Annotated in this window: 23 protein-coding genes; 13 read left to right on the forward strand and 10 right to left on the reverse strand. The window is 71.0% G+C overall.

Annotated features, from left to right (window positions below; all coding sequences use genetic code 11):
* The first annotated feature begins 97 nt into the window (after nucleotides 1-97).
* A complete protein-coding gene (locus ABD831_RS09525; protein WP_344944908.1) occupies nucleotides 98-1,168 on the forward strand; it encodes a LacI family DNA-binding transcriptional regulator in 1,071 nt (356 codons plus the stop codon).
* Here the strand turns inward: ABD831_RS09525 and ABD831_RS09530 are convergent.
* Nucleotides 1,072-2,394, reverse strand: coding sequence for a lactate racemase domain-containing protein (locus tag ABD831_RS09530; protein ID WP_344944911.1), 1,323 nt, complete (start codon nucleotides 2,392-2,394; stop codon nucleotides 1,072-1,074). The genes ABD831_RS09525 and ABD831_RS09530 overlap by 97 nt on opposite strands.
* A 99-nt stretch (nucleotides 2,395-2,493) precedes the next feature.
* On the opposite strand from ABD831_RS09530, the gene uxaC reads away from it, so the two are divergent.
* The 7 genes from uxaC (at nucleotide 2,494) to ABD831_RS09565 (ending at nucleotide 10,396) form a co-directional block, all read left to right on the forward strand.
* Nucleotides 2,494-3,921 carry a glucuronate isomerase gene (gene uxaC, locus ABD831_RS09535; protein WP_344944914.1) on the forward strand — a complete coding sequence of 476 codons (1,428 nt, stop codon included), beginning with the start codon at nucleotides 2,494-2,496 and terminating at the stop codon, nucleotides 3,919-3,921.
* Complete coding sequence (locus tag ABD831_RS09540) at nucleotides 3,918-5,381, forward strand: mannitol dehydrogenase family protein (protein ID WP_344944917.1); 1,464 nt, start codon at nucleotides 3,918-3,920, stop codon at nucleotides 5,379-5,381. The genes uxaC and ABD831_RS09540 overlap by 4 nt, the downstream gene beginning before the upstream one ends.
* Complete coding sequence (locus tag ABD831_RS09545; protein ID WP_344944921.1) at nucleotides 5,378-7,042, forward strand: gluconokinase; 1,665 nt, start codon at nucleotides 5,378-5,380, stop codon at nucleotides 7,040-7,042. The genes ABD831_RS09540 and ABD831_RS09545 overlap by 4 nt, the downstream gene beginning before the upstream one ends.
* Before the next feature lie 49 nt (nucleotides 7,043-7,091).
* Nucleotides 7,092-8,561, forward strand: coding sequence for a glycoside-pentoside-hexuronide (GPH):cation symporter (locus ABD831_RS09550; protein ID WP_344944924.1), 1,470 nt, complete (start codon nucleotides 7,092-7,094; stop codon nucleotides 8,559-8,561).
* Between the two features lie 75 nt (nucleotides 8,562-8,636).
* On the forward strand, nucleotides 8,637-9,437 hold the full coding sequence (locus ABD831_RS09555) for a FadR/GntR family transcriptional regulator (protein WP_344944929.1): 801 nt from the start codon (nucleotides 8,637-8,639) through the stop codon (nucleotides 9,435-9,437).
* A gap of 52 nt (nucleotides 9,438-9,489) precedes the next feature.
* Nucleotides 9,490-10,197 carry an alkaline phosphatase family protein gene (locus tag ABD831_RS09560; RefSeq protein ID WP_344944932.1) on the forward strand — a complete coding sequence of 236 codons (708 nt, stop codon included), beginning with the start codon at nucleotides 9,490-9,492 and terminating at the stop codon, nucleotides 10,195-10,197.
* Complete coding sequence (locus ABD831_RS09565) at nucleotides 10,181-10,396, forward strand: hypothetical protein (protein ID WP_344944935.1); 216 nt, start codon at nucleotides 10,181-10,183, stop codon at nucleotides 10,394-10,396. Before ABD831_RS09560 ends, ABD831_RS09565 begins: the two co-directional genes overlap by 17 nt.
* On the opposite strand, the gene ABD831_RS09570 is transcribed toward ABD831_RS09565, so the two are convergent.
* Genes ABD831_RS09570 through ABD831_RS09580 form a run of 3 tightly spaced genes read right to left on the reverse strand, consistent with a single transcriptional unit; the run spans nucleotide 10,383 to nucleotide 13,699 of the window.
* Nucleotides 10,383-11,645 carry a M48 family metalloprotease gene (locus ABD831_RS09570; protein ID WP_344944938.1) on the reverse strand — a complete coding sequence of 421 codons (1,263 nt, stop codon included), beginning with the start codon at nucleotides 11,643-11,645 and terminating at the stop codon, nucleotides 10,383-10,385. The two genes, ABD831_RS09565 and ABD831_RS09570, sit on opposite strands and share 14 nt — an antisense overlap.
* A 39-nt stretch (nucleotides 11,646-11,684) precedes the next feature.
* The gene (gene serA / locus ABD831_RS09575; RefSeq protein WP_344944942.1) at nucleotides 11,685-12,989 is read right to left on the reverse strand and encodes a phosphoglycerate dehydrogenase; all 1,305 of its coding nucleotides are present in this window, start codon (nucleotides 12,987-12,989) and stop codon (nucleotides 11,685-11,687) included.
* The gene (locus tag ABD831_RS09580; RefSeq protein WP_344944945.1) at nucleotides 12,986-13,699 is read right to left on the reverse strand and encodes a GntR family transcriptional regulator; all 714 of its coding nucleotides are present in this window, start codon (nucleotides 13,697-13,699) and stop codon (nucleotides 12,986-12,988) included. The genes serA and ABD831_RS09580 overlap by 4 nt, the downstream gene beginning before the upstream one ends.
* A gap of 16 nt (nucleotides 13,700-13,715) precedes the next feature.
* On the opposite strand from ABD831_RS09580, the gene ABD831_RS09585 reads away from it, so the two are divergent.
* The gene (locus ABD831_RS09585) at nucleotides 13,716-16,532 is read left to right on the forward strand and encodes an FAD-binding and (Fe-S)-binding domain-containing protein (protein WP_344944948.1); all 2,817 of its coding nucleotides are present in this window, start codon (nucleotides 13,716-13,718) and stop codon (nucleotides 16,530-16,532) included.
* A 63-nt stretch (nucleotides 16,533-16,595) separates the two neighbouring features.
* Here ABD831_RS09585 and ABD831_RS09590 read toward each other — a convergent pair whose 3' ends face one another.
* The 4 genes from ABD831_RS09590 to ABD831_RS09605 form a co-directional block, all read right to left on the reverse strand.
* On the reverse strand, nucleotides 16,596-17,489 hold the full coding sequence (locus tag ABD831_RS09590; RefSeq protein ID WP_344944951.1) for an alpha/beta hydrolase: 894 nt from the start codon (nucleotides 17,487-17,489) through the stop codon (nucleotides 16,596-16,598).
* A 149-nt stretch (nucleotides 17,490-17,638) separates the two neighbouring features.
* Nucleotides 17,639-18,202 (reverse strand): hypothetical protein, encoded by a 564-nt coding sequence (locus ABD831_RS09595; protein WP_344944954.1) that lies wholly within the window; start codon nucleotides 18,200-18,202, stop codon nucleotides 17,639-17,641.
* Nucleotides 18,184-18,609, reverse strand: a complete 426-nt coding sequence (locus ABD831_RS09600; RefSeq protein ID WP_344944957.1) for a hypothetical protein — start codon at nucleotides 18,607-18,609, stop codon at nucleotides 18,184-18,186. Before ABD831_RS09600 ends, ABD831_RS09595 begins: the two co-directional genes overlap by 19 nt.
* Before the next feature lie 130 nt (nucleotides 18,610-18,739).
* Nucleotides 18,740-19,108 carry a MerR family transcriptional regulator gene (locus ABD831_RS09605; protein WP_344944960.1) on the reverse strand — a complete coding sequence of 123 codons (369 nt, stop codon included), beginning with the start codon at nucleotides 19,106-19,108 and terminating at the stop codon, nucleotides 18,740-18,742.
* A gap of 149 nt (nucleotides 19,109-19,257) precedes the next feature.
* Here ABD831_RS09605 and ABD831_RS09610 point away from each other — a divergent pair, with 149 nt between their 5' ends.
* Both ABD831_RS09610 and ABD831_RS09615 read left to right on the forward strand, forming a co-directional pair.
* On the forward strand, nucleotides 19,258-19,698 hold the full coding sequence (locus tag ABD831_RS09610) for an Hsp20 family protein (protein WP_142178512.1): 441 nt from the start codon (nucleotides 19,258-19,260) through the stop codon (nucleotides 19,696-19,698).
* 20 nt (nucleotides 19,699-19,718) lie between these two features.
* Complete coding sequence (locus ABD831_RS09615; protein ID WP_344944963.1) at nucleotides 19,719-20,006, forward strand: hypothetical protein; 288 nt, start codon at nucleotides 19,719-19,721, stop codon at nucleotides 20,004-20,006.
* A gap of 176 nt (nucleotides 20,007-20,182) precedes the next feature.
* On the opposite strand, the gene ABD831_RS09620 is transcribed toward ABD831_RS09615, so the two are convergent.
* Nucleotides 20,183-20,680 (reverse strand): hemerythrin domain-containing protein, encoded by a 498-nt coding sequence (locus ABD831_RS09620; protein ID WP_344944966.1) that lies wholly within the window; start codon nucleotides 20,678-20,680, stop codon nucleotides 20,183-20,185.
* A 215-nt stretch (nucleotides 20,681-20,895) separates the two neighbouring features.
* Between ABD831_RS09620 and ABD831_RS09625 the strand changes: the two genes are divergently transcribed.
* The gene (locus ABD831_RS09625) at nucleotides 20,896-21,708 is read left to right on the forward strand and encodes a histidine phosphatase family protein (protein ID WP_344944969.1); all 813 of its coding nucleotides are present in this window, start codon (nucleotides 20,896-20,898) and stop codon (nucleotides 21,706-21,708) included.
* Between the two features lies 1 nt (nucleotide 21,709).
* Nucleotides 21,710-22,606 carry an NAD(P)H-hydrate dehydratase gene (locus tag ABD831_RS09630; RefSeq protein ID WP_344944972.1) on the forward strand — a complete coding sequence of 299 codons (897 nt, stop codon included), beginning with the start codon at nucleotides 21,710-21,712 and terminating at the stop codon, nucleotides 22,604-22,606.
* 7 nt (nucleotides 22,607-22,613) lie between these two features.
* Here ABD831_RS09630 and ABD831_RS09635 read toward each other — a convergent pair whose 3' ends face one another.
* Entirely contained in the window at nucleotides 22,614-23,594 is a 981-nt protein-coding gene (locus tag ABD831_RS09635) for an SDR family NAD(P)-dependent oxidoreductase (RefSeq protein ID WP_344944975.1), read from the reverse strand.
* Between the last annotated feature and the right edge of the window lie 20 nt (nucleotides 23,595-23,614).

Below are 23,614 nucleotides of genomic sequence, written 5' to 3' on the forward strand. Positions count from 1 at the left end.
CCTTTCGTGATCGGTGGGGCGTCCCTCCATTGAGTCACCGCGGTCCCGGCAACGGCGAGTGATTGCCACGAGTTGCCATGGTTCCTAGATTGGCGGGATGGACCGACGCCCGACCATCTACGACGTGGCTGAGGCCGCCGGGGTGGCTGCGTCGACGGTGTCACGGGCGTTCGCGCGCCCGGGAAGGGTCAACGCCGAGACGGCCGCGCGGATCTTCTCCGCCGCCCAGGCACTCGGCTACCGCTCGGGCTCCCTCCCGGGCCTCGTCCCCAACCGGACGAGGACGCTCGCCCTCGTCGTCACCGACATCACCAACCCCTTCTACGGCGACATCATCCGGGGAGCCCACGAGGCCGCTGGCGAGCTCGGCTACACGCTGCTGCTGTCGCACACCCAGGAGGACGCGCAGCTCGAGCGGGAATGGACCGAACGTGAGCTGCGTGCCGTCGAGGGGGTGCTCCTCACGAGCTCGCGGATGTCCGACCAGGCGATCCGGATGATGGCCAAGCAGAAGCCCGTCATCGTCCTCAACCGCCGGCTCCCCGAGGTGCCGAGCATCCTCGTGGACAACGCTCGAGGCGTGCGCCGGGCCGTCGAGCACCTGACCGAGCTCGGGCACGACTCGATCACCTACGTCGCCGGGCCCGAGTCGAGCTGGACCGACGGCACGCGGTGGCAGGCGCTGCGGGAGGCGACGTACGAGCTGGACATCCGCGTCCGACGGATCGGGCCGTGCAACACCCCCACGGTCCAGGCAGGCTTCAGACGTGCCAGCGAGATCGCCGCGCATCGAGCCACCGCCGTCATCGCCTACAACGACGTCATCGCGATCGGCGTGCTCAAGGGACTCCTCCGCCTCGGGTTGAGCGTGCCGGGTGACGTCAGCGTGGTCGGCTTCGACAACACTCTCCTCGCCGAGATCACCGAGCCCGAGCTCACGACGGTGGCGGCTCCGCTGCACGCGATGGGCGCGACCGGCGTCAGGAACCTCGTGGCGATGGCGGGCGGCGCGGTGCCGAGCCGCGAGCCGCTCGTGATGCCGGTGCGTCTCGTCGTGCGCCGTTCGACGGGTCAGCGCAGCCGGAAGAGGACCTCGCCGGCGTTGGGCACGACGAACGCGCCGCCCTCCGCCTCCGCTACGACGTCGATGGAGGCAGGGTCGACGTAGCCGAGGTTCGCGGCACGGCATACGTCCTCGGGGATCTGCGTCGCCAGCGTCACCCGGACGCGCAGCCGCTCCTCGCCCGTCTCGGCGTCGTAGGTGCCGGCGCCGCGCAGGTGCGTCGAGTGGGCGAGCGTGCCCCAGTGGATGTGCTTGAACCGGTCCCACTGCTTCACGAAGTAGTCGCGGCAGTGGTAGCCGATCTCGTTGATCTCCGGGTGGCTCGTGGAGATCTCCGTGATGTGTGGCGCGTAGATGATGACCTCGCCGCCGTCGGCCACAGCGGGCTCGAGCTTGTAGAACCCCTTGGCGCCGGTCCAGATGTCCTCGTACATCTCGGGGATGATCGAGATGACGCGATGGACCGGCTCGTCGAGGTAGGTGACGTGCGTGGCGGCGCACACCTCCGCGGCGTTGGCCCACGACGAGATCGTGTCGCCGAACGAGATCGAGTGCAGGTCGAGCGACCCCGACTCGCCCACGACGCACAGCGCGAGCTTCTCGGCGGGCACCAGGGACGCGCCCTCGTTGATGAGCGCGCGCACCGGTGTGATCTCCGTCGTGCCGATGATCTCGGCCGACGTGATGAGCGCCCCGATCCAGTGCGAGACGTCGATGATGTCCTGTCCCGCGACGCCGGGGAAGAAGTACTTGTTGCCTCCGGAGATACCGACGACCTCATGAGGCAGGACGGGCCCCACGACGAGCGCCACGTCGTGCTCGACGACCGCCCGGTTGAGCAGGACGGGCACGTCCATCGCCAGCCGCCCTTCGGACAGCTCCGAGAGACGGGAGGCCGGGATGGTGCCGAGGTCGGCGAACGTCGTCGGTTCCCACCACTCGTGGTTGAGCACCGTCATGCCCGGATAGGTCTCCTCCAGCCGGCCGGCCTCGTAGCCCAGGTGAGAAGCGAGGGCGGCCTCCGACATCGGCTGGTGCGTGCCGAGCGCGATGAGGGTCGTCATCCGGGACACCCGTCCGGACAACGCCGCGTGCACCGCGCCCACGAGCAGCGGTAGGGGACAGGTGCGGGTGCCGTCCGGCACGACGATGCAGACGCTCCGTCCGTCGAGGTCGACCCCGGCGAGCTGGTCCTCGATGAAACGTGCCACCTCGTCCGGTGCGAGGACGCCGTCGGTGCCGCCCAGCCGGACCGCTCGCCGGGCGGCCTCGGCCGGGGTCTCGTCGGAGTCTGCAGGCGCAGGGGAGGGTCGCGGCACAGTGGTCGTCATGGGCCCACTCTCGCCCGCCGGTGCAGCCGGAACAAGGCCGCCGGGCAACTCGTGGCAACTCATGGGCACCCCGCGGGGTCTGGCCCGACGATGGGGTCCATGACGACGCTCACGGACGCCAGGCCCCTCGCCCTCGACCCCGACCGGCTGCTGCCCGTCGAGCCGGGGACGCGTGAGATCGCCCGCCGGCTGTACGCCGCCGTGAGCGAGCTGCCCATCATCTCGCCGCACGGCCACGTGCCGCCGGAGTGGCTGGCCGACGACACCCCGTTCACGGACCCGACGAGCCTGCTCGTCGCGCCGGACCACTACGTCTTCCGGCTGCTCCACGCCCAGGGCGTCTCGTTGACCGACCTCGGCGTCGGCGGGCGACCTCTCACCGCCGAGGGGTCGCGACGCGCCTGGCGCCTGCTCGCCGAGCACTGGACAGCGTTCCGCGGCACCCCGAGCCGGTTCTGGATGGACAGCGTGCTCGCCGACGTCTTCGGAGTCACCGAGCGGCTGTCCCGCGAGAGCGCGGACCGGATCTTCGACCGCATCGCCGACACCATCGACGCCCCGCACTTCCGCCCGCGGGCGCTGATGGACCGCTTCGGCATCGAGGTCCTGGCGACGACGGACGACCCTGTGGACGACCTCCACCACCACCGCACGCTGCGTGAGGACGCCGGCTTCGCGCCCCGCGTGGTGCCGACGTTCCGCCCCGACCGCTACCTCGAGCCCTCCCGGGCCGACTTCGCCGACCTGATGACCGACCTGGCCCGGGCCAGCTCCATCGACACCGGCAGCTACCAGGGTTACCTGGCCGCCCTGGAGGACCGACGCCGCTTCTTCAAGGCCAACGGGGCGGTGTCGAGCGACCACAGCCACGCCGACGTCGTCACGCTCAGCCTCGACGAGAAGGAGGCTGCACGCATCTACGACGCGGCGCTGCGCGGCGTCGTCAGTCCCACGGACGCCACGGCCTTCCGCCGGCACATGCTCGTCGAGATGGCCCGCATGGCGACCGAGGACGGCCTCGTCATGACGCTGCACCCCGGTGTCCACCGCAGCCACCACACGCCCACGCTCCAGCGCTTCGGCCCCGACACCGGCCACGACATCCCGACCACCGTCGAGTTCACCCGGGGTCTGCAGCCCCTGCTCGACCGCTTCGGCACGGCCGACGGCTTCCAGCTCATCCTCTTCACGCTTGACGAGACGGTCTTGTCACGCGAGATCGCACCCCTCGCCGGCTTCTATCCCAGCGTCTACGCCGGGGCCCCCTGGTGGTTCCTCGACGCCCCCGAGGCAGTGCGCCGCTTCCGCGGCGCTGTCACCGAGACGGCCGGCTTCTACCGGACCTCGGGCTTCATCGACGACACCCGCGCGTTCCTGTCGATCCCGGCGCGCCACGACATGTCGCGCCGCCTCGACAGCGGCTACCTGGCCCAGCTCGTCGCCGAGCACCGGCTGGACGAGGACGAGGCGCTCGAGACCGCAGTCGACCTCGTGACGACGATCCCCCGGAAGGCGTTCAAGCTGTGAGCATCGACCAGACGCGATCCGCGCCCCTCCACGGGGACGGCGAGCCGGGCACTGCCCACCGCGCGCCCGGCGCGACAGGCGTGCCGGGCCGTCGCCTCAGCCGCGGTACCGACGGCCGACCCGCGGCGCCGGTGCGCATCGTCCACCTGGGCGTGGGCAACTTCTTCCGCGCTCACGCCGCCTGGTACACCGAGCACGCGACGGACGCGGCCCAGTGGGGGATCGCGGCCTTCACCGGTCGTTCACCCGCCGTCGCCGAGAGCCTGGGTCGACAGGACGGCCTCTACACGCTCCTGGTCCGTGGGCCGGGCGGTGCCCGCCCCGAGGTCATCTCCAGCCTGAGCGCCGTGCATCCCGCGGACGACCTCGACGCCCTGCGCGGGTACCTCGCCGACGAGGGGGTCGCCGTCGTCACGATTACCGTGACCGAGGCGGGCTACCGCCGCGCCGGATCCGGCGGGCTGGACGTGTCGGCCGACGACGTCAAGGTGGACATCGCTGCGCTGCAAGCCGATCCGTTGACCGGCGTCGTCACGACAACTCCGGGCAAGCTCGTTGCCGGCCTGCTCGTCCGGCGCGCAGCGAATGCAGGATCGATGACCGTCGTGCCCAACGACAACGTGCCCGACAACGGGGCCATGGTCGCTCGCGTGGTCGGTGACCTCGCAGCGCTCGTGGATCCCTCGCTCCCTGCGTGGATCGACGCCAACGTCTCCTTCGTCACGACGATGGTCGACCGCATCACACCCCGGTCGACCGATGATGACCGAGCCGAGGTCGCGAGGCAGACCGGCGTCGACGACCCCGAGACGGTGCCCACCGAGCCGTTCTCGGAGTGGGTGCTGGCGGGAGACTTCCCGGCGGGGCGCCCCCTGTGGGAGTCGGCGGGAGCGACGTTCGTCGCGGACGTGCGGCCGTTCGAGACCCGAAAGCTGTGGCTGCTCAACGGATCCCACTCGCTCATGGCATATGCCGGGTCGATCCTCGGGCACGAGACCGTGGCCGACGCGATCGCCGACCCCGTCGTCCGGGCATGGGTCGAAGACTGGTGGGACGCGGCTGCCCCGCACCTCGAGCTTCCTGCCCCCGACATCTCCGCCTACCGCCAGGCGCTGCTCGACCGCTACCGCAACCCGCACATACGCCATCTCCTGGCGCAGATCGCCGCCGACGGTTCGCAGAAGGTGCCCATCCGGGCGGTGCCCGTCATCCGGGCCGAGCTCGACGAGGGTCGGGTCGCCGTCGGCGCGACCCGCATCGTCGCCGCCTGGGTGGCCCATCTGCGCGGTCATGGGGCCCCCGTCAGCGACGCAGCGGAGGCCGACGTCATCCCACTCGCCCAGGGTGAGCCGGGCGCGGCGGTCCGTGCCGTCCTCGACCACCTCGGCATCCGCTCCGAGCCCGTGGCGACCACGGTGCAGTCCCAGCTCGCAGACCTCGTCGCGAGGGCGACGCCATGACCCGGTTGCCGGTCGTCATCGGACTCGACATCGGGACGACAGCGGCCAAGGTCGTGGCCTTCGAGGTCCTGGAGCCGACCGCGTCCGGACCGTCTCTCCAGGGGCGTGGCGGGCGGTGGGTCGCCCAGCACGAGTACCCGCTCATCCGACCCCGCTCCGGCTGGCGTGTCCAGGATCCCGCGGCTGTCGTCGAGGCGACGCTCAAGGCTGTCGCCGAGGTCGTGACGGCCCTCGCCGGCGCGCCGGTGCTCGCGTTGTCCGTCAGCACGGCGATGCACGGCCTCATCGGCCTGGACGGTGAGCTGCGACCCCTCACGCCGATCGTGACCTGGGCCGACGCCCGAGCCCGCGACGTCGCTCGTGAGCTGCGGGCCCTACCCCTCGCCGCCGAGCTGCATCGCCGCAGCGGCACCCCGGTCCACTCCATGTCGCCGCTGACGAAGCTGCGGTGGTTCGCGCAGCACGAGCCTGAGCTCACGCGCTCCGCCACGGCGTGGGTGGGTCTCAAGGACCTGGTCCTCCATGCCCTCACCGGCCGGCTGGTGACGGAGCTGTCCTCCGCCAGCGGGACCGGCATGCTCTCGATCCTCGACCGCACCTGGGACCCGGAGGCCATCGAGCTGGCCGGCATCCGTCGCGCACAGCTGCCCGACGTCCTGCCGACGACGGCACACCTGCCGCTCTCCCCGACGGTGGGGCGCCGCGTCGGTCTGCCGGCGGGCACACCGGTGGTGGTCGGCGCCGGCGACGGACCCTTGGGCAACCTCGGGACCGGAGCGATCCGCCCCGGCGTCGCCGGGCTGTCGCTCGGCACGAGCGGCGCTCTGCGCCTCGTCGTCGACGGACCGCGCAGCGATTCCTCGGGCCGGCTCTTCTGCTACGCGCTCACCGACGAGACCTGGGTGGTCGGCACCCCGATCAGCAACGGTGGCGCCGTCGTCCGCTGGGCCGGCTCCGTCTTCGCCGGCGACCGCCCCGACAACCCGGAGGAGTATGCGGGTCCGCCCGTCGACGAGGCACATGTCCTGGCGCTCGCTGCTGCGATCGAGCCCGGCAGTGAGGGTCTCGTCATGCTGCCCTTCCTGCTCGCCGAGCGTGGCCCGCTGTGGGACGCCGACGTCCGCGGCGCCTTCCTCGGCATCCGCCAGCACCACTCCCGAGGGCACTTCGTCCGGGCTGCCGTCGAAGGCGTCGCGTTCCAGCTGGCGACGATTCTCGACGGGCTGGAGAGCGTCGAACCCGTGACGTCGATCCGCGCCACAGGTGGTGTGTTTCGCAGCGCGGTGTGGCGAGACGTCCTCGCCGGCGTCCTGGGCAAGCCGCTGACCGTGACCGCGGGAGCCGAGGGGTCCGCCCTGGGCGCAGCCGCGCTCGGCCTGCGTGCGATCGAGGCCAGAGGGTCACTGGACAGTGCCCTGTCCGCCCTCGCACCGGACCTGCTCGAGCCCGAGCCCCACCACGGCGAGAGGCTCGTGGCGTCGACAGCGACCGTGACGGCATACGACCTGGCCCGTCGCTCTGCGGCCCAACGGCTGAGCGATCTGGCGGCTGCGGCTGACCTGATGGCGGCACCGCGCCGGCGAGCGCAGGACAACCGTCGGCAACCGACTGGCAACAAGCGGCAACTCGTTGTCGACGGGGTCGCGCGAGGCCTTCACTGAGAGCAACGCATCGCCCAGATGTCCTGGCCCACAAAGGAGTTCGGCCCCAATGAGTACCATCACCAAGGAGCAGATCGCTCAGTCGTTCGTCGACGAGCGCCTCCAGAAGCGCTCGATCGTCGGTTACGGGTTCGGCGACTTCGCCAACAACCTGGCGTTCACCCTGAGCACCGCCTTCCTGCTGTACTACTACACCGACGTCGCCGGGCTCTCGGCCGCAGCCGTCGCGACGATGTTCTTCGTGGTTCGGCTCTGGGACGCCTTCGCCGACATGTTCGCCGGTCGCCTCGTCGACCGGACGATGACGCGGATGGGCAAGTTCCGGCCGTTCATCCTGTTCGGCGCCGTACCGCTCCTCTTCCTCAGCTTCCTCACCTTCCACGTCCCGAGCTCGCTCGAGGACGGCGCAAAGCTGCTCTACGCCTACGTGACCTACGCGGTTCTCGGCCTGCTCTACTCGCTCGTCAACATCCCGTACGGATCGCTCGCCTCCGCGATGACGCAGTCGGTGAAGGAGCGCGCGAAGCTCGTGTCCTCGCGCTTCTTCGGTGGTGCGCTCGGCGGCATCGTGCTGACGTACATCATCGCCCCGAAGATCTCGGACCTGAAGGGCGAGAAGAAGACCCTGAGCCCTGCCGCCTACCAGGAGAAGGTGCAGGCGATCTTCACCCAGACCACGTTGCTGTTCATCGTCATCGGGTCGCTGGCCTACCTGCTCACCTGGTACTTCTGTCGCGAGCAGGTCGTCCGGACATCGCCGCGGGTGTCCATCCGCGAGACGTGGGACACCCTGCGCAACAACAAGCCGCTCGGCTACCTCTGCGCCGCGAGCTTCTTCTACCTCATCGGCCTCTTCGCCGTGGGTGGCGCCTCCGCCTACTACGCCCAGTACGTCATGGGTGACATCAAGTGGCTCGGGCCGATCACGCTGGTCAACAGCGGCATCTCCATCATCGCCGCGCCCTTCATCCCCAAGCTCGTCGACCGCTTCGGCAAGAAGGCGATCTTCCAGTGGTGCGGTCTCTTCACGGTGGTCGGGGGCATCGCGCTCTTCTTCACGCCGAGCGGCGCTGCCGCTCCCGCTCTGATCTTCCTCGGCATCAAGGGAATCGGTGCCGCGCTCATCAACACCATCATGTTCGGTCTCGAGGCCGACACCGTGGAGTACGGCGAGTGGACGTCCGGCAAGCGGTCCGAAGGTGCGACGTATGCCGTCTTCTCCTTCACCCGCAAGATCACCCAGTCGATCGGCGGTGCCGTCGGCGCGGCCGCCCTGGCGTTCGGCGGCTACCTGTCGGCCACTGCCGCGGTGCCCAACCCGGTCCAGCCCGAGACGGCCGTCACGGCCATCCGGTTCACCATCGGCCTGCTCCCCGCGATCGTGGCACTCATCGCGATGGTGATCTTCTGGAAGTACCCGCTCACCGACGACCGGTTCCGTGAGATCCGCAACGAGACCGAGCTGCGCAAGCGCCAGCTGGGGCACCTCATCGCCCCGGACGGCACCGTCGTCGACTGACCACGGTCCTGAGCCGGTGCCGCGCCCGCGCGGCACCGGCTCCCTTGTCTGCGAAGTGTCGATCGAGGAGCAGCAGTGACCACCACCCCCAGGAAGCAGGACCCCGGCCGGCCCCTTCACGCGCACGTCCTCGACGGACTCGGACGTCAGATCGCGAGCGGCCACCTGCTGCCTGGCACGGTGCTCCGCATCGACGGGCTCGACGAGCAGTACGGGGTGTCACGGTCGGTGGTGCGCGAGGCGGTCCGGGTCCTGGACTCGATGGGCATGGTGGAGACGCGGAAGCGACTCGGCGTACGAGTGCTGCCGAGCACCTCGTGGCACGTCCTGGACCCGCGCGTCATCCGGTGGCGGCTCGACGGACCGGGACGCGAGCAGGTGCTGCTGTCTCTGGGCGAGCTGCACCGTGCAGTCGAGCCGGTCGCGGCCGAGCTGGCGGCCACGCGAGCGACGCCCGGACACAGGGGAGAGCTGCTCGAGGCAGTCGTGCAGATGGCGGTGCACAGCAGGTCCGGCAACGTCGAGGCGTACCTGGAGTCGGACCGGCACTTCCACCTGACCCTGCTCGCGGCATCGGGCAACGAGATGCTTGCTGCCCTTGCTCATTCGGCCGGTGAGCACGCGGGCGACCACCAGCGCCGGAACCCGGTGCCAGTCTTGCCGAACCAGACCGTGCTGCGTCTGCACGGCGACGTGGCCGGGGCGGTCCAGTCCGGCGACGGTGCAATGGCGGCCGAGACCGCGTCCCGCCTCGTCTGTCAGCACCACGCGCCGTCGCGCGAGCTCCCGGGCGATGAGGACGCCGGGGTGACGAGCGCACCTTTACGTCCTGAATGGTTGTTCGACGGTGAGAGCTCGTCTCCCAGCCCGCTATGACCTCTCCGAGGTATCGTCTCGCGGGCAAGCCGCTTCAGACCCTGGGGGACGAATGTCGAACATGGTGGCCGGGGTGGTGATCGCCACCGCACTCCTGGGACTCGGCGGCTGCGGATCGGGAGAGCCCTCCGCTCCCGTCACGTCCGCACCTGTCACCTTCGCCTCGGTGCGGCCGACCAAGGTGACCAAGCTGCTGGTGTTCGTCGTGGAGAACCACTCGCTGGACCAGATGCGTGCAGCCATGCCGTACACGACAGCAGTGGTCAAGCAGTACGCCGACGCGACGAACTACCGGGCGGTGACCCACCCCTCGCTGCCCAACTACCTCGCGATGACGGGTGGCAGCACGTTCGGCGTCGCCGACGACGCCCCGCCCTCCAGCCACACGACGGACCAGCCGTCGGTCTTCGGTCAGGCGTTGTCAGTCGGCAGGACGGCCAAGGTGTACGCCGAGGGGATGCCCGGAAACTGCGCGACGGAGGACTCCGGACAGTACGCCGTCAAGCACAACCCGTGGGCGTACTACCGCCGCGAGCGGTCCTCCTGCGCCCGGTACGACGTGCCCGTGACGGAGCTGCGCGGGGATGTCGCCAGCGGGCGACTTCCCAACGCCGGCATGGTGGTTCCCGACCTGTGCAATGACGCCCACAACTGCGATCTCTCGGCCGCGGACGACTGGCTGCGCACCGAGATCGAGGCGGTGATGGCCGGGCCGGACTGGCTGGCCGGGCATCTCCGCGATCGTGGTCACCGCCGATGAGGACGACCACCATCAGGACAACCTGGTCCTGACCACTGTGGCCCACCCCTCTCTGCACGGCGCCGTCGTCACGACGCCGCTGACCCACTACTCGCTGGCGCGCCTCTACAGCGAGGTGCTCGCGGCAGAGCCGCTCGGCGAGGCCGCCGCCGCTCCGTCCATGGCCACGGCGTTCGGGCTGGATGCTACCGGCCGTTGAGGCGCCTCTCTGCCTCCCGTGCTGCGGCCAGGCGTTCCACGGTGTCGGGGTGGGTGGCGAACAGCAGGTACTCGGGACGGGGCGGGTGGACGTCGGCGACGTTGACCGTCGCCAGGCGCAGCTGCAACGCCGCGAACCCGGTGGAGTCGCCGGTCAACCCCAGCGCATGCTGGTCGGCGCGGGCCTCGACCCGACGGGAGACAATGGCCTGTACCGGGCTGCTGACCAGACCCGCCACTGCGGCCACGGCCAGGACCAGGCCGATCGCCCTGGGTGATCCGATGGAGTCCACCCCGGCTCGGCTGAGCAGCGCATCCCACTGACCCAGCAGGTAGAGCGCCACGACACCCGCCGCGGCGCTCATCGCCCCCAGCAGCGCGCCCAGTTCGGGGTCGCGGTCCTTGGCGTGGCCAAGCTCGTGAGCGACGACGCTGCGCACCTCACCGGCAGGCGCCTCGTGCAGGAGCGTGTCGTAGACCACGATGCGCCGGGTGGCTCCGAAGCCGGACACGTAGGCGTTGAGCCCGGTGGTGCGCCGGGAGGCGTCCGCGACCAGCACATCGTGCATCGGCAGGTCGTCCTGGGTCGCCATCATGACCAGCTCGTCGCGCAGCGGGCCGGCCGGCATCGGCGTGAAGGTGTTGAACATCGGCTCGACGAGGACCGGGACGACGTAAGAGAGCACGACCACCATGGCGGCGGCGCCGACGGCACCGAACACCCACCACCAGCTCGGCGAGAGATGCGTCAGCGTGTAGAAGCCGGTGAGCAGCACGGCTCCGGCCACTCCGGCCACCGCGCCGCTCTTGAGCCGGTCCACCGCCCACCCGCCCCAGGTCTGGTTGGACAACCCGAAGGTGCGTAGCACGATGTGGCGCCACGCCCCGAACGGCAGTGACAGCAGCCACAGGAGCAGCAGGAGGACCAGCCCGCCCACCACGGCCTCGGCGAGCCAGTGCCCGCCGAACGGCTCGGCCGCGCAGTCGACGATGGAGGCACCGGTCGGCGTGAGCCCGAGCAGGAGGGGCGCGACCGTCCCGGACAGCAGAGCACCGTACGTGCTCGGGCGCAGGGCGGCGTGCATGGCCCGGCCTCGCGTGACGACGTCAGGGGGCACCTCCTGCAGCGCCGCCACTCGGGCTGCGCGGGTCGGTCTGGGCGCCCGCCAGGGCACCAGGACGATCGTCACGACCGTCAGCGCGATGGCGAGCGCGATCAGAGCCGCCAGTGCCCATCCTTCAGAGGTCACGCCTTCCCCTCTCCGGTGCAGGGCGACGCGGCCCTCTGGTCACTCAGCGGCGTCCTGGTGCCACGTCTCGAGGTGAAGCCCCTCGGCGACGTGACGCAGCGACGCGAGGGTCTCGGGAGTCACGTGGTCGTCGGTGTCGGTGACGACGTAGCCGAACTCGCCGCGGGTCGCCAGCGACTGGCCGATGACGTTGGCCCCTGCCTCTGCCAGGGTGCGGTTGATCGTTGCGAGCACACCCGGGACGTTGCGGTGCAGCAAGGCGATCCGGAAGGAGCCCTCGCGCGGGGCAGGGGCGACGTCGGGCAGGTTGACCGACAGGGCCGTGGCACCGTCCAGGATGTAGGCGCAGAGCTTGCTCGACACGAAGGTGCCGATCTCCTCCTGGGCCTCCTCGGTCGACCCGCCGACGTGGGGAGTGAGGATGACGTTGTCGAGACCGCGCAGGGGCGACTCGAACAGGTCGCCCTGGGCCTTGGGCTCCACGGGGAAGACGTCGATCGCGGCACCGGAGAGGTGGCCGCTCAGGATGTGCTCGCGCAGGGCGAGGTCGTCGACGACCATTCCGCGCGAGGCGTTGATGAACACCGAGCCCGGCTTCATCCGGGCGAACTGCTCCGCACCGAAGAGGCCCGCGTTCCCGGGCCGCCCGTCGACGTGGAGGCTGACGACGTCGGACTCCTCGAGGAGCTCCTCCAGCGAACCCATGCGCTGGGCGTTGCCGTGCGCGAGCCGGTCCGCGGTGTCGAAGAAGGCGACGCGCATGCCGATGGCCTCGGCCATGTTGGACAGCTGTGTCCCGATGTTGCCGTAGCCGACGATGCCCAGAGTGCGGCCTCGGGTCTCGTAGGCGCCCTTGGCCGACTTGTCCCACACGCCGTCGTGCATCCGCTGCGTCTTCTCGGGAAGGCGACGCGCCAGGGCGAGGATCTCACCGATCACCAGCTCGACGACGCTGCGGGTGTTCGAGAACGGGGCGTTGAAGACGCCGATGCCGAGCTTCGTGGCGTGGGCGAGGTCGACCTGGTTCGTGCCGATGCAGAAGCAGCCGATGGCGCGAAGGTCGGGCGCGGCGTCGAGGACGGCACGGGTGACCTTGGTGTTGGACCGGATTCCGACGACGGAGACCCCCTGCAGGGCCTCGATCAGCTCGGCCTCGCCCAGGGATCCCGTACGCAGCTCGACGTCGAAGCCGTGGCGGCGGAACGTCTCCTGCGCGACGGCGTGGACGTTCTCCAGCAGCAGCACCTTCACGCGTGTCTTCTCCTTGTCGTCGTCGTCGTGCTTCTCGATCGGCCCGTCCGGAACGGCGGGCTCGTGGTCGTGTCGCTCTTCAGGCTGCCTCATCCGGCGGCCGCAGCGCGACGGGGGGCGCTCTGTGAGACGGCCTCTCCGGGCGGGTCTCGCTGGAGGGTCCGCGCCAGGAGCCTGCCGGTGTGCTCGAGATGGTGGCGCATCGTGCTCTCGGCGTCCGCGCCCCGGCGCTCGAGGACGGCAGTGACGATGGGCTCGTGCTCGTCGCAGATCTCGGGCAGCGTGCGCCCGGCGGTGGTCGTTGGCGGGCCGAGCAGGGCGGTCGTCGCGCGGAGCCGCTCGATGATCGCGGCGGCCCGCTGGTTGCCGCCGGCCCTCATCAGGCGGTCGTGCAGCTGCTGGTCGGCGAGCCAGAAGCGATCCTCGTCGTGGACGGCTGCGCCCAGGCCCTCGAAGGCCGCACGGATGGCCGCGTGCTCGTCGTCCGCGGCGAGCTCGGCGGCGCGTCGGGCTGCGGCCGGCTCGAGGGCGAGGCGGATGTCGAAGATCTCCGTGATGTCGCGAGCCCGGGGGAGCACGACGCGGAAGCCGCGGTTGCGGTCGATCTGGACCAGGCCCGCCTCGGCCAGACGCAGGAGCGCCTCGCGGACCGGGCTCCGTGAGACCTCGAGGACCTCGGCGAGCTGGTAGACGGAGTAGGTCCGACCGGGGACCAGCTCGCCGGCCGTGATGCCGGCACGGATCGACTCGACGACCGCGTCGGCGAGCGAGGGTGCGCCGGAGGGGAGCGACAGCCGGACCATGCGTAACATGTTACTCATGACCGAGGTAGCGACAGACGTGGTGCAGGCGCTGGAGCGCGCCGGGCTCGAGGTCCGTGCCGACGCGGGGACCCGCAGCATGTACTCCTCGGACGCCTCGCTCTACCGCATCCCGCCGCTCGCGGTCGTCCGGCCGCGCCACGTCGACGACGTCGCGGCGACGCTGGCCGTCGCCCGCGAGACCGGTGTCCCGGTCACGTCCCGCGGCGCGGGCACGTCGGTCGCAGGCAACGCCATCGGCCGAGGCGTGGTGCTCGACTTCTCCAGGCACCTGAACCGCGTGCTGTCCATCGATCCCGAGGCCCGGACCGCCGTCGTCGAGCCGGGGACGGTCCACGCGGTGCTGCAGAAGGCCGCCGCGCCACACGGCATACGTTTCGGCCCCGACCCCTCGACGCACCCCCGCTGCACCATCGGCGGGATGATCGGCAACAACGCGTGCGGCTCGCGCTCGCTCGCCTACGGCCGCACGTCGGACAACGTCGCGGGCCTCGAGCTCCTCACGGCCGCCGGGCAGACGCTCGCGACCGGCTACGACGAGGGTGGTATGCCGTGTGCCCGGGGCGCCGACGACGTGCTGTCGGGCGTCCGCACCGTCATGTCGCGCCACCTGTCGACCGCTCGCACCGAGTTCGACCGCTTCGGTCGACAGGTCTCCGGCTACGCGGCTCACCACCTGCTGCCCGAGCGCTTCGACCTCACCCAGGCCCTGGTCGGCTCGGAGGGGACGCTCGGCGTCATCACGCAGGCGAGTGTCAAGCTCGTCGTCGACGCGCCGGTCCGGGTCGTCGTGGTCCTCGGCTTCTCGGACATCGTCGCCGCCGGCCAGGCGGCACCGGCGGTCGTCGCTCACCAGCCCATCTCCTGCGAGGGCCTCGACTCCCGGCTCATCGACGTGCTCCGCGCGCGACGCGGGCCCGATGCCATCCCGCCTCTCCCGCGTGGGCGGGCCTGGCTCTTCGTCGAGTTCGCCGGCGACGACCTCGGCGAGGTCGCCGCCCGAGCGCTGCGGCTGGCAGGGGAGGGGCTCGGGGACGACGCAACCGTCGTCGAGGACCCCGTCGTCCAGGCGCGCCTGTGGCGCATCCGCGAGGACGGTGCCGGTCTGGCCGGTCGGGCGCCGTCCGGCAAGCCGGCCTGGCCGGGCTGGGAGGACGCGGCCGTGCCCCCTGCTCGTCTGGGGGAGTACCTCGCCGCCTTCGACGAGCTCGTCGGCTCCTACGGCATGACCTCCGCACCGTTCGGCCACTTCGGGGAGGGGTGCATGCACGTCCGCCTCGACCTGCCGCTCGACCGCCCCGACGGCACTGCGGTCATGCGCGACTTCCTCACCGAATCGGCCCGGCTGGTCGGCGGATTCGGTGGGTCGCTGTCCGGTGAGCACGGCGACGGCCGGGCTCGGTCCGAGCTGCTGCCCCACATGTACTCCGCCGACGCGATCGCGCTGTTCGGCGGGATCAAGCACGCCTTCGACCCGGAGAACCTCCTCAACCCGGGAGTGCTCGTCGACCCCGACCCGGTGGACGCGGACGTGCGACCGTCCGGCCACTTCCCGGTGCGGAACCTGGCGATGGCCTATCCGCACGACGACGGAGACCTCGCCCAGGCCGTGCACCGCTGCACCGGGGTGGGCAAGTGCCGGGCCGACAACTCGGCGGCCGGCGGCGTCATGTGCCCGTCCTACCTCGCCACCCGCGAGGAGAAGGACTCGACTCGAGGACGCGCTCGCGTCCTGCAGGAGGTCGTCCGCGGGGACCTTCCCTGGTCGCACCCGTCGGTGCACGACGCCATGGACCTGTGCCTGTCGTGCAAGGGGTGCGCGTCCGACTGCCCGACGGGCATCGACATGGCCACCTACAAGTCGGAGGTGCTGCACCAGACCTATCGGCGCAGGATCCGACCCCGCTCCCACTACTCGCTCGGGAAGCTGCCCATGTGGGCACGCCTGGGTGGCCGCGTGCCCGGGCTGGCCAATCGGATGCTGACGCTGCCCGTCGTCGGCCCGATGTCCCTGTGGCTCGCCGGGGTCGACCGTCGCCGCTCGATCCCCGCCTTTGCCCGACGTCCCTTCCGGCGCACCTTCACGCCGGCCACGACGGACCTGAAACCGGTTGTGCTCTTTGCCGATTCCTTCACCGACGCTTTCTCCCCAGAGGTCGCTGAGGCGATGGTCCGGGTGCTGCGCGATGCCGGGTACGAGCCGCGCCTGCCGAGCGGCTCGGTCTGCTGTGGACTCACGTGGATCACGACGGGGCAGCTGGACGCGGCCAAGGGCATCCTGCGTCGCACCGTGGCCGCACTCGCCGCCGACGCCCGCGCCGGAGTGCCGATCGTCGGGATCGAGCCCTCGTGCACCGCGGTGCTGCGCTCCGACATCCACGAGCTCCTGCCCGGCGACGAGGATGCGACTCTGGTGGCGTCCCGGGTGCGCACGCTGGCGGAGCTCCTCTCCGAGACGCCCGGCTGGACGGGCCCCGACCTCACCGGGACGACGGTCATCGCCCAGCCGCACTGCCACCACCACGCCGTCCTCGGCTGGAAGGCCGACGCCGACCTGCTCGCCGACACCGGTGCGACGGTCCGGACACTCGCCGGCTGCTGCGGGCTGGCCGGCAACTTCGGCGTCGAGATCGGCCACTACGAGGTCTCGCTGGCCGTGGCGGACCAGAACCTACTTCCCGCGATCGACGCCGACCCCGACGCGGTCGTGCTGGCCGACGGCTTCTCGTGCCGCACGCAGATCACGGACCTGCGGCGCCGCCCGAGCGTGCACCTCGCCCAGCTGCTCGACGGCGCCCGTCCGTCCACCCGATGAGAGGTGCGTGATCATCGCCGGACGGGACGGGTGGTCCGCTGGCACGCCGACCCCGGACGCGTCCTAGCCAGCGGCTGAGGGCAAGGTCGTGCTCTCGCCGGTGGCGATCTGCGCGATCGCGTGCAGTGAAGCGGTCCCGGGGACCAGGTAGCCGTTGTGGCCGTGCGCATCGCCGACCGGCAGGGACCGGGCGCCGAAGGCCGGCGCGGTCGGGTCGGCGGCGTGGCCGAAACCGTCGACACGGGTGTGGGGGACGACACCGATCGGGTCGTCGGGCGCGATGCCGGCCCACACGGTCGCACTCGTGTGCAGACCGGCGCGGGTCCAGACGTCCATCCCGGGCGAACCGACGACGACGAGGGCCGAGACGTGCAGGTGAGGCGCCGCATGGCCGCAGACCACGGAGCCGTAGCTGTGGCACACCACGCTCACCGTGGCCGAGTGCGAGAGGTGGTCGACGAAGGTGACCAGCCTCGGAGCACCCTCGACGGCACGGTCCGAGCGGGCGGCGTCGGCGTCGAGCCCGGCCGGTGGGTCGTAGTCGAGCCAGACCACCACGGCCGCCGGCGTGCCGGGATCTGACCGCTCCATCTCGGCCAGGAGGCTGCGTGCCTGCACCGCCGGATGCCGGCGTCCAGCCCCGCGCTCGTCGCGGAGCAGGGGACCCGTCCACCCCACACCGGGGACGATGACGGCGATGTGGCGCGCTCGGCGGACGTCGCCGAAGACCTCGACGACACGACCCTGGCCGTGGGTGTCGGCGCTGAGCACCGTGGCCACCGGGCCGGTGACCTCCACCGGAACCCCGTCGCTGATCGACTGTGCGACGGCGGGTGTCGCACCGACGAGCAGGGTCGCGAGGGTGATGCCGGCGAGGGCGAGTCGGTCGCGAAGCGTCCGTCGAGAGGGTCGGCCAGCGGCGGCGGGCCGTCGGTGACGGCGGGATCGTCGATCCACTCGGCCTCCTTGTCGTCGATCGGGCCAGTTGGCCATTGTCGCCAGTCAGGCTGGGAGCATCTTGCACGGCGGCTGGCGGTCCCAGGTGGGCTGGGGACACCCCGGAGCCAACAGGGGACTGGTCGGAACAGCAGCGTGGCCCGGGCCGATCAGGCTGAGACGACCACGACGGACGCCGGTGGACACGCTGCGATGGCGAGGCGTGCCCCGTAGGAGTTGACGAACCACAGGGTGCCGTCCGGCAGGTCGACCCACGTCTCGGCGCCCTCGACCACGACGGCCCTGCCGATGCCCCCGGAGACGGTCGCCGGACCGGCCGCGTACGTCGGCATCGAGGCGGCCTCGCCCCAGACGACCGCCGTCTGACCCACCTTCGGGTCCAGCAGACCGCCGTGGAGAAACCCGCTGGCGGTGAGCCGGTACCGGCCGGCGGTGACGCGGACCAGCCGTCTGGGCGCCACGTCGAAGGCCACGGCGCCCAGGTCCACCTGCGTCCCCGTGCTGGAGCAGGCGGCTGCCGACGCGCTGACGCTCTGGTCCGAGGTGTGGGTCGCAGAGGTGGGTTTCGGTTGTCCGGAGGGGATCGTCCCTTCGCTGGAGCTGCGAGACGACGGTGGGGTCGTGCCCGACCCCACCGTGCACCCCACCGTGCCCCCGACGAGCGCCACTGCCGCCGCGACGAGGCAGGCGGTACTCAGCCGGGCACGCACCATGTCCCCAGTGTGGCCGAGGAGTCGGCCCCGCCGATGTAGATCGAGCTGCCGACCGCTCCGCAGCTCATCGCGGTTCGGGCTCCGGTCGCGCGGACCGCCGCTGACCCGACCACCTGACCGAGCACGGTCGTGTCCGCGCCGACCAGCGTCACGGACGTTCCTGGCGCGCCTCCGACCAGCGCGACGGCACCGCGCTGAGCCGAGCCGGGACCGACGGTGATTCCCCTCGCGGTGACGGTGATGAGCCCTTCGGCCGCGATCGTGGCGTCGTACCGCCCCGCCTTGGTCAGGTTCACGGCGCAGGGGACGTAGACGATGCCCGTGACGGTGGACGCGTTGGTGGGCGTCCACGTGCCGTCGACGCACGAGCTCGACGGGATGGCCACGTACGCTGCGGACCTGGACATCGGAGTACCGGGTCGGTAGTCGCGGATGGTCACCGGGCGCGGCGACCCCTGCCGGTGGACACCTTGGTCGCGGCGGGCTGGATGCGGTTTCCGGTGCCGAGGACGCTGAGTGCCCGTCCGTACGACCGCGTCACCGAGCCGACCGACGACCTGCCTGCTTCGCGACGGCCGTCCTCGACGGCTTGGCCGTGGACCGCTTGGCGGTCGGGGGCCGGCGGGCGTCCATCTCCCCGCGCAGCCGCGTGTTCTCGTCCTGCAGGTCGAGGAGCATCCCCACGCCGGTGAGGTTCACGCCGCTGGCCATGAGGTCGGCGATGCGGCGCAGTCGTGCCAGGTCGTTGGCGCTGTAGCGCCGCGTGCCGCCGTCGGTGCGCTCAGGTGTCAAGAGCCCGCGGGACTCGTAGAGGCGCAGGCTCTGGGCCTCCAGGCCCACGAGCTCCGCCGCGACCGTGATGCCGTAGACGCCCCGGTCGGCGTCGGGAACAGGCTCGCTCGACACGTGCGCTCGGCTCCTCTCCGTGATCTCGGGACAACCTCTTGCATCATCATCTCGTGGGTGCTACAAAAAATCTATAGCGCATGCCACAGATCGCAACCCGCGATCGTGGTCACCGTGGAGCATCACCAGACACGACGGAGGTGAAGACGATGCTGATGCGCACCGATCCTTTCCGAGAGTCCTTCCGGGACCTGGACCGAGTGGCCCAGCTGGCCTTCGGAGCGGCCGGGACCCTCGCCCGTCCCTCGGCCATGCCGATGGACGCGTGGCGAGAGGGGGACACGTTCCACGTCGAGCTCGACCTGCCGGGCGTCGACCCGGCCTCGATCGACCTCGACGTCGAACGCAACGTCGTGACCGTGAAGGCCGAGCGTCCGCCGCGGGCGAGCGACGCGGACCTCATCGCCGCCGAGCGGCCAAGGGGCGTGTTCAGCCGCCAGCTCGTGCTCGGGGACAGCCTTGACACCGAACGCATCCGGGCGAGCTACGACGCGGGGGTGCTATCCCTGTCCATCCCCGTGGCGGAGAAGGCCAAGCCCCGCAAGATCGCCATCGCCCACCAGGACGAGCGCCAGGCCATCACGAGCTGAGAGCGACCGCGGTCGTGGTCATGTCAGCCGGCCTCGAGGACCCGCTGGGGGTCATGGACGTCGACGAGGAGCTCGTCGAGCTCGTGTGCGCCGACGACGATCTGCTGGCTGCCGAGTTCGAGGCGATCATCGCTGCGAACTGGCCCCCGTCGGACACCCCTTCCAGTGAGGGGGCAACAGCAGACGCGACGGACGACATCTCTCCCACGCCCGCGTCGACACGTCGCCCCGCACGATGGATGCCGTCGAGATCGACGCGTCGACAGCGATCGCCGCCGTCACCTGACCACGGGGAGCAGATGACCTGAGAGGAGGTGTGGATCCCAGCCACCACGCATGCAGCGAGGTCCCCGGGGTGGGCACGAACCCACCCGGGGACCTCGGTGTCCTTGCACGTGATCAGACCTGTGACGACCACGTCAGGTCGAGTGGCTGCACCGCGAGCACGTGCAGTCGCAGCCGCCGCTGTCGGAGGGTCATCGCCTCAGGAGACGACGGCGTCGATCGCCTTCTTCATGGCGCTCGGCTGCTCCGGACGGCGCGGCGCACGCTTCCTCGCCTCGAGGAGCTCCTCGCCGAGCTCCTGGAGCTGCTTGCGCCCGAGGCCCTCGCGGACCTTCGGGAACCAGTCCTGCTCCTCCTCCTCCATGTGGTGCTCGACGTTCTCGATGAGGACCGTGGTCTTGGCGTCGAACCGCTCGTCCGTGGCGTCCATCGCGGCGAGCTCCACGCAAAGGACGTCGGCGACGTGGTGCTCCTCGTAGGACTCGAGCACGTCGTCCTCGAGGTCGGGCAGCAGCTCACGCACCCGCGGGTACATCACCTCGTTCTCGATGTAGGTGTGCACCGTGAGCAGCTCGAGGATCGTGTCGACGACGCCCTGCTTCTGAACGGGAGTCAGCCCTTCCTTGCGGAAGGCTCGGAACTGCTTGCGGACCTCCTGGTGGTCCTCCTTGAGCAGGACGATGGCGTCCGTGGACATGTGGGCTCCTTCGGGTGGTGGCCGCGGACCGGTCTGGCGCCGCGCGGATGCTTCGTGCTTCTTCGTACCCATCGCCGGGGGCTGCCAACGACCTGACGACCCCATGCCCGCGTGCTCCAGACTCCGGCCGGCTTAGGGAAGCCGGCGCTGGGTACCCGTCAGCCAGAGCACGGGACGGCATTGGACGGCAGACCACGAGATGTGAGGGAGAGGGCGTGTCGCTCGAAGAGACGCACGGGCCGGCGCGGTCGACGGGGTCACAGGTGGCGGAGCTCGTGCTCGTTCGCCACGGTGAGAGCGTCGGCAACGTGGCCGACGCAGATGCGCGCAGACGAGGGGCCGGACGCCTGGACCTCGACACGCGTGACCCGGACACGCCGCTGTCGGAACAGGGTGAACGCCAGGCGAGGGTGCTGGCGCGTCACCTGGCGCACCGGGAGTCCCGCCCGCCGGATGTCATGCTCAGCTCGCCGTATGCCCGAGCCGCGACGACGGCGCGCATCGTGGCGTCCGTGGCGTCCGTGGCGAACCTCGAACCGGTACTCGACGAGCGTCTGCGTGAACGCGACCTCGGTGTGCTCGACGGCCTCACGGGCGTCGGGATCCGCGAGCTCCTCCCCGAGGAGGCCGAGCGCCGCGAGCGGCTGGGGAAGTTCTACTACCGGCCGCCCGGGGGTGAGAGCTGGACGGACGTCGCCCTGCGCGTGCGCCACGTCGTTCGCGACCTCGGCCAGCTCTACCCCGGCCTGTGCGTCTGGGTGTTCACCCACCAGGCAGTGATCATGAGCTTTCGCCTCGTGCTCGAGGGACTCGACGAGCGCACCCTTCTCGATGTCGACCGCAACGAACCGCTCGGGAATTGCTCCCTGACGCGGTACCGAGACCGGGGCTCCGCCTCCCTCGAGCTCGTCACCTTCGCGGACATCCGGCACCTCGAGGCGTCGGGTGTCGAGGAGACGCACGAGCAGACGCAGGAGCAGACGCAGGAGCAGACGCAGGAGCAGGCCCACGAGCAAAGGAGGCGCTGAGATGAAGCGCGATACGCCGATTCGCATCGACCGGGAGCTGCTGAGGAGCAGGGCCCTGCCTGACTCCGACGGGGACAAGTCAGAGCGGGGCACGGTCCTGGTCGTCGGGGGCGCCCGCCAGACACCCGGCGCAGTCCTGCTCGCCGCCGAGACGGCGCTTCGCGTCGGTGCGGGCAAGGTGCAGGTCGCAACGGCGCAGGCCACCGCGGCTGCCGTGGGCGTGGCGCTGCCCGAGGCGTTCGTCGAGGCCCTTCCCGTCCTGCGCAACGGGGAGCTGGCCGTCGCGGGCGCCGACAGGGTCATCGAGCTGGCCGCTGCGGCCGACGTGGTGCTGGTCGGGCCGGGCATGGGCGATCCGGAGTGCGCCGATCTCTTCCTCGCACAGGTCGTCCCACGGCTGGATGTCAGCGTCGTCCTGGACGCTCTCGGCACCGCCTACCTGACGAGTCACCCGGACGGGGTCCGCCACCTGACCGGTCGGGTGCTGCTCACGCCCAACGTCACGGAGGTCGCCGCCATGTTGGGGCGCGCTGAGGAGGATGTCGAGCAGGACCTCCTCGACGCGGCCCGTGAGGTGGCCGAGCGGACTGGCGCGGTGGTCCTCAGCGGCAGCGACGAGACCTACGTCGTGACACCGGACGGGGACAGCTGGTGCTCCGACGCCGGACCCACGTCCCTGGCGACGGCGGGGTCCGGGGACGTCAAGGCCGGTGCGGTCGCGGGTCTCATGGGTCGTGGCGCATCACCGGACCAGGCGGCCCTGTGGGGTGCGTGGATCCACGCGAGGGCCGGGGAGCGCCTCGTCCGTGAGCGGTCGGGGTTCGTCGCGCGTGATGTGGTCGAGGCCATCCCGAGTGCGTTGTCCCGAGCCGAGGGCGATCGCCCGGGGCCGACCTGAGAACCGTCTAGCGCTGGGGGGCGGAGTCTGGTTGCACCCGGCCTCGCCGCCGTCCGCCCAGCAGCCCCAGCGCGGCTCGGACTCCCGACCCGTGACCGCCGCCGAGGCGGTTGCCCGAGGGGACGCTGTGACGGACGTTCCCGTCACCGGGAGGCATCGTGTCGGACGCGTCGGACGCGAGCCGGCTGAACAACGGGCCGACCAAGGCGTCGAACACGCGCGGGAGCAGGACGAAGCCCAGCCGTGTCACGCGGTCGAACGCGCCGGCGTGGGTGACGGGACGCGGGTGCTCGAGGACGTGGGCGACGAGCCGCCCCGCCTTCGCGGCCGACCACACGACCGGAGGTGGCTGACCGGCGGGGCCGCCGGCATACCCGGCCTGACGGTAGATCGGCGTGTCGATGCCGGGCAGCGAGACGTAGGACACGTGCAGTCCGCGGAGGTCCCGGTTCTCGACCAGGGCCTGTCGGGCCAGGGCGCGCACGCCCCACTTGCTCACGGTGTACGCGCTCATGGTGGGGACGGCGATGTGGCCGATCATCGAGCCGACGAGCACCACCGACCCTCGGCGCTGGCTGCGCAGGTGGGGGAGCACGTGGCGCAGCACGTGGGCCGAGCCGAGCAGGTTGGTCTCCACCACCGCATCGAAGAGTGACGCCGGCAGCTCCTCGAGCCGGCCGTAGGCGACGACTCCCGCGCAGTTGACGACCCCGTCGAGGCGCCCCTCGCGGCGCAGGACCTCCGCGACCGCCCGCGCCACGGCGTCGTCGTCGCGCACATCGGTCGGCAGGACCGTGACCGACGGGGACCCGAGGGACCGACACTGCTCTGCGGCACATTCGAGGGGGCCGGCGCCGCGGGCCAGCAGGGCAAGCGACCGTCCGCGTCGGGCCAGCTCGAGGGCCGCAGCCAGGCCGACCCCGCTCGATGCGCCCGTCACGAGGACGACCGGGACGCCGGATGAGGTGCTCGCTGCCGTCGGATGCATGCAGACGACGTGCCCGGTCC

Source organism: Terrabacter ginsenosidimutans, assembly GCF_039539425.1.
GTDB classification, from domain to species: Bacteria; Actinomycetota; Actinomycetes; order Actinomycetales; family Dermatophilaceae; genus Terrabacter; species Terrabacter ginsenosidimutans.

Coding starts and splice junctions, on each gene's coding strand:
- ABD831_RS09580 (WP_344944945.1), bottom strand. CDS start 13,699: ATGGTCCGGCTGTCGCTCCCCTCCGGCGCACCCTCGCTCGCCGACGCG.
- ABD831_RS09610 (WP_142178512.1), top strand. CDS start 19,258: ATGCTGATGCGCACCGATCCTTTCCGAGAGTCCTTCCGGGACCTGGAC.
- ABD831_RS09525 (WP_344944908.1), top strand. CDS start 98: ATGGACCGACGCCCGACCATCTACGACGTGGCTGAGGCCGCCGGGGTG.
- ABD831_RS09600 (WP_344944957.1), bottom strand. CDS start 18,609: ATGTCCAGGTCCGCAGCGTACGTGGCCATCCCGTCGAGCTCGTGCGTC.
- ABD831_RS09635 (WP_344944975.1), bottom strand. CDS start 23,594: ATGCATCCGACGGCAGCGAGCACCTCATCCGGCGTCCCGGTCGTCCTC.
- ABD831_RS09550 (WP_344944924.1), top strand. CDS start 7,092: ATGAGTACCATCACCAAGGAGCAGATCGCTCAGTCGTTCGTCGACGAG.
- ABD831_RS09585 (WP_344944948.1), top strand. CDS start 13,716: ATGACCGAGGTAGCGACAGACGTGGTGCAGGCGCTGGAGCGCGCCGGG.
- ABD831_RS09530 (WP_344944911.1), bottom strand. CDS start 2,394: ATGACGACCACTGTGCCGCGACCCTCCCCTGCGCCTGCAGACTCCGAC.
- serA (WP_344944942.1), bottom strand. CDS start 12,989: ATGAGGCAGCCTGAAGAGCGACACGACCACGAGCCCGCCGTTCCGGAC.
- ABD831_RS09620 (WP_344944966.1), bottom strand. CDS start 20,680: ATGTCCACGGACGCCATCGTCCTGCTCAAGGAGGACCACCAGGAGGTC.
- ABD831_RS09595 (WP_344944954.1), bottom strand. CDS start 18,202: ATGGTGCGTGCCCGGCTGAGTACCGCCTGCCTCGTCGCGGCGGCAGTG.
- ABD831_RS09560 (WP_344944932.1), top strand. CDS start 9,490: ATGTCGAACATGGTGGCCGGGGTGGTGATCGCCACCGCACTCCTGGGA.
- ABD831_RS09630 (WP_344944972.1), top strand. CDS start 21,710: ATGAAGCGCGATACGCCGATTCGCATCGACCGGGAGCTGCTGAGGAGC.
- ABD831_RS09615 (WP_344944963.1), top strand. CDS start 19,719: ATGTCAGCCGGCCTCGAGGACCCGCTGGGGGTCATGGACGTCGACGAG.
- uxaC (WP_344944914.1), top strand. CDS start 2,494: ATGACGACGCTCACGGACGCCAGGCCCCTCGCCCTCGACCCCGACCGG.
- ABD831_RS09545 (WP_344944921.1), top strand. CDS start 5,378: ATGACCCGGTTGCCGGTCGTCATCGGACTCGACATCGGGACGACAGCG.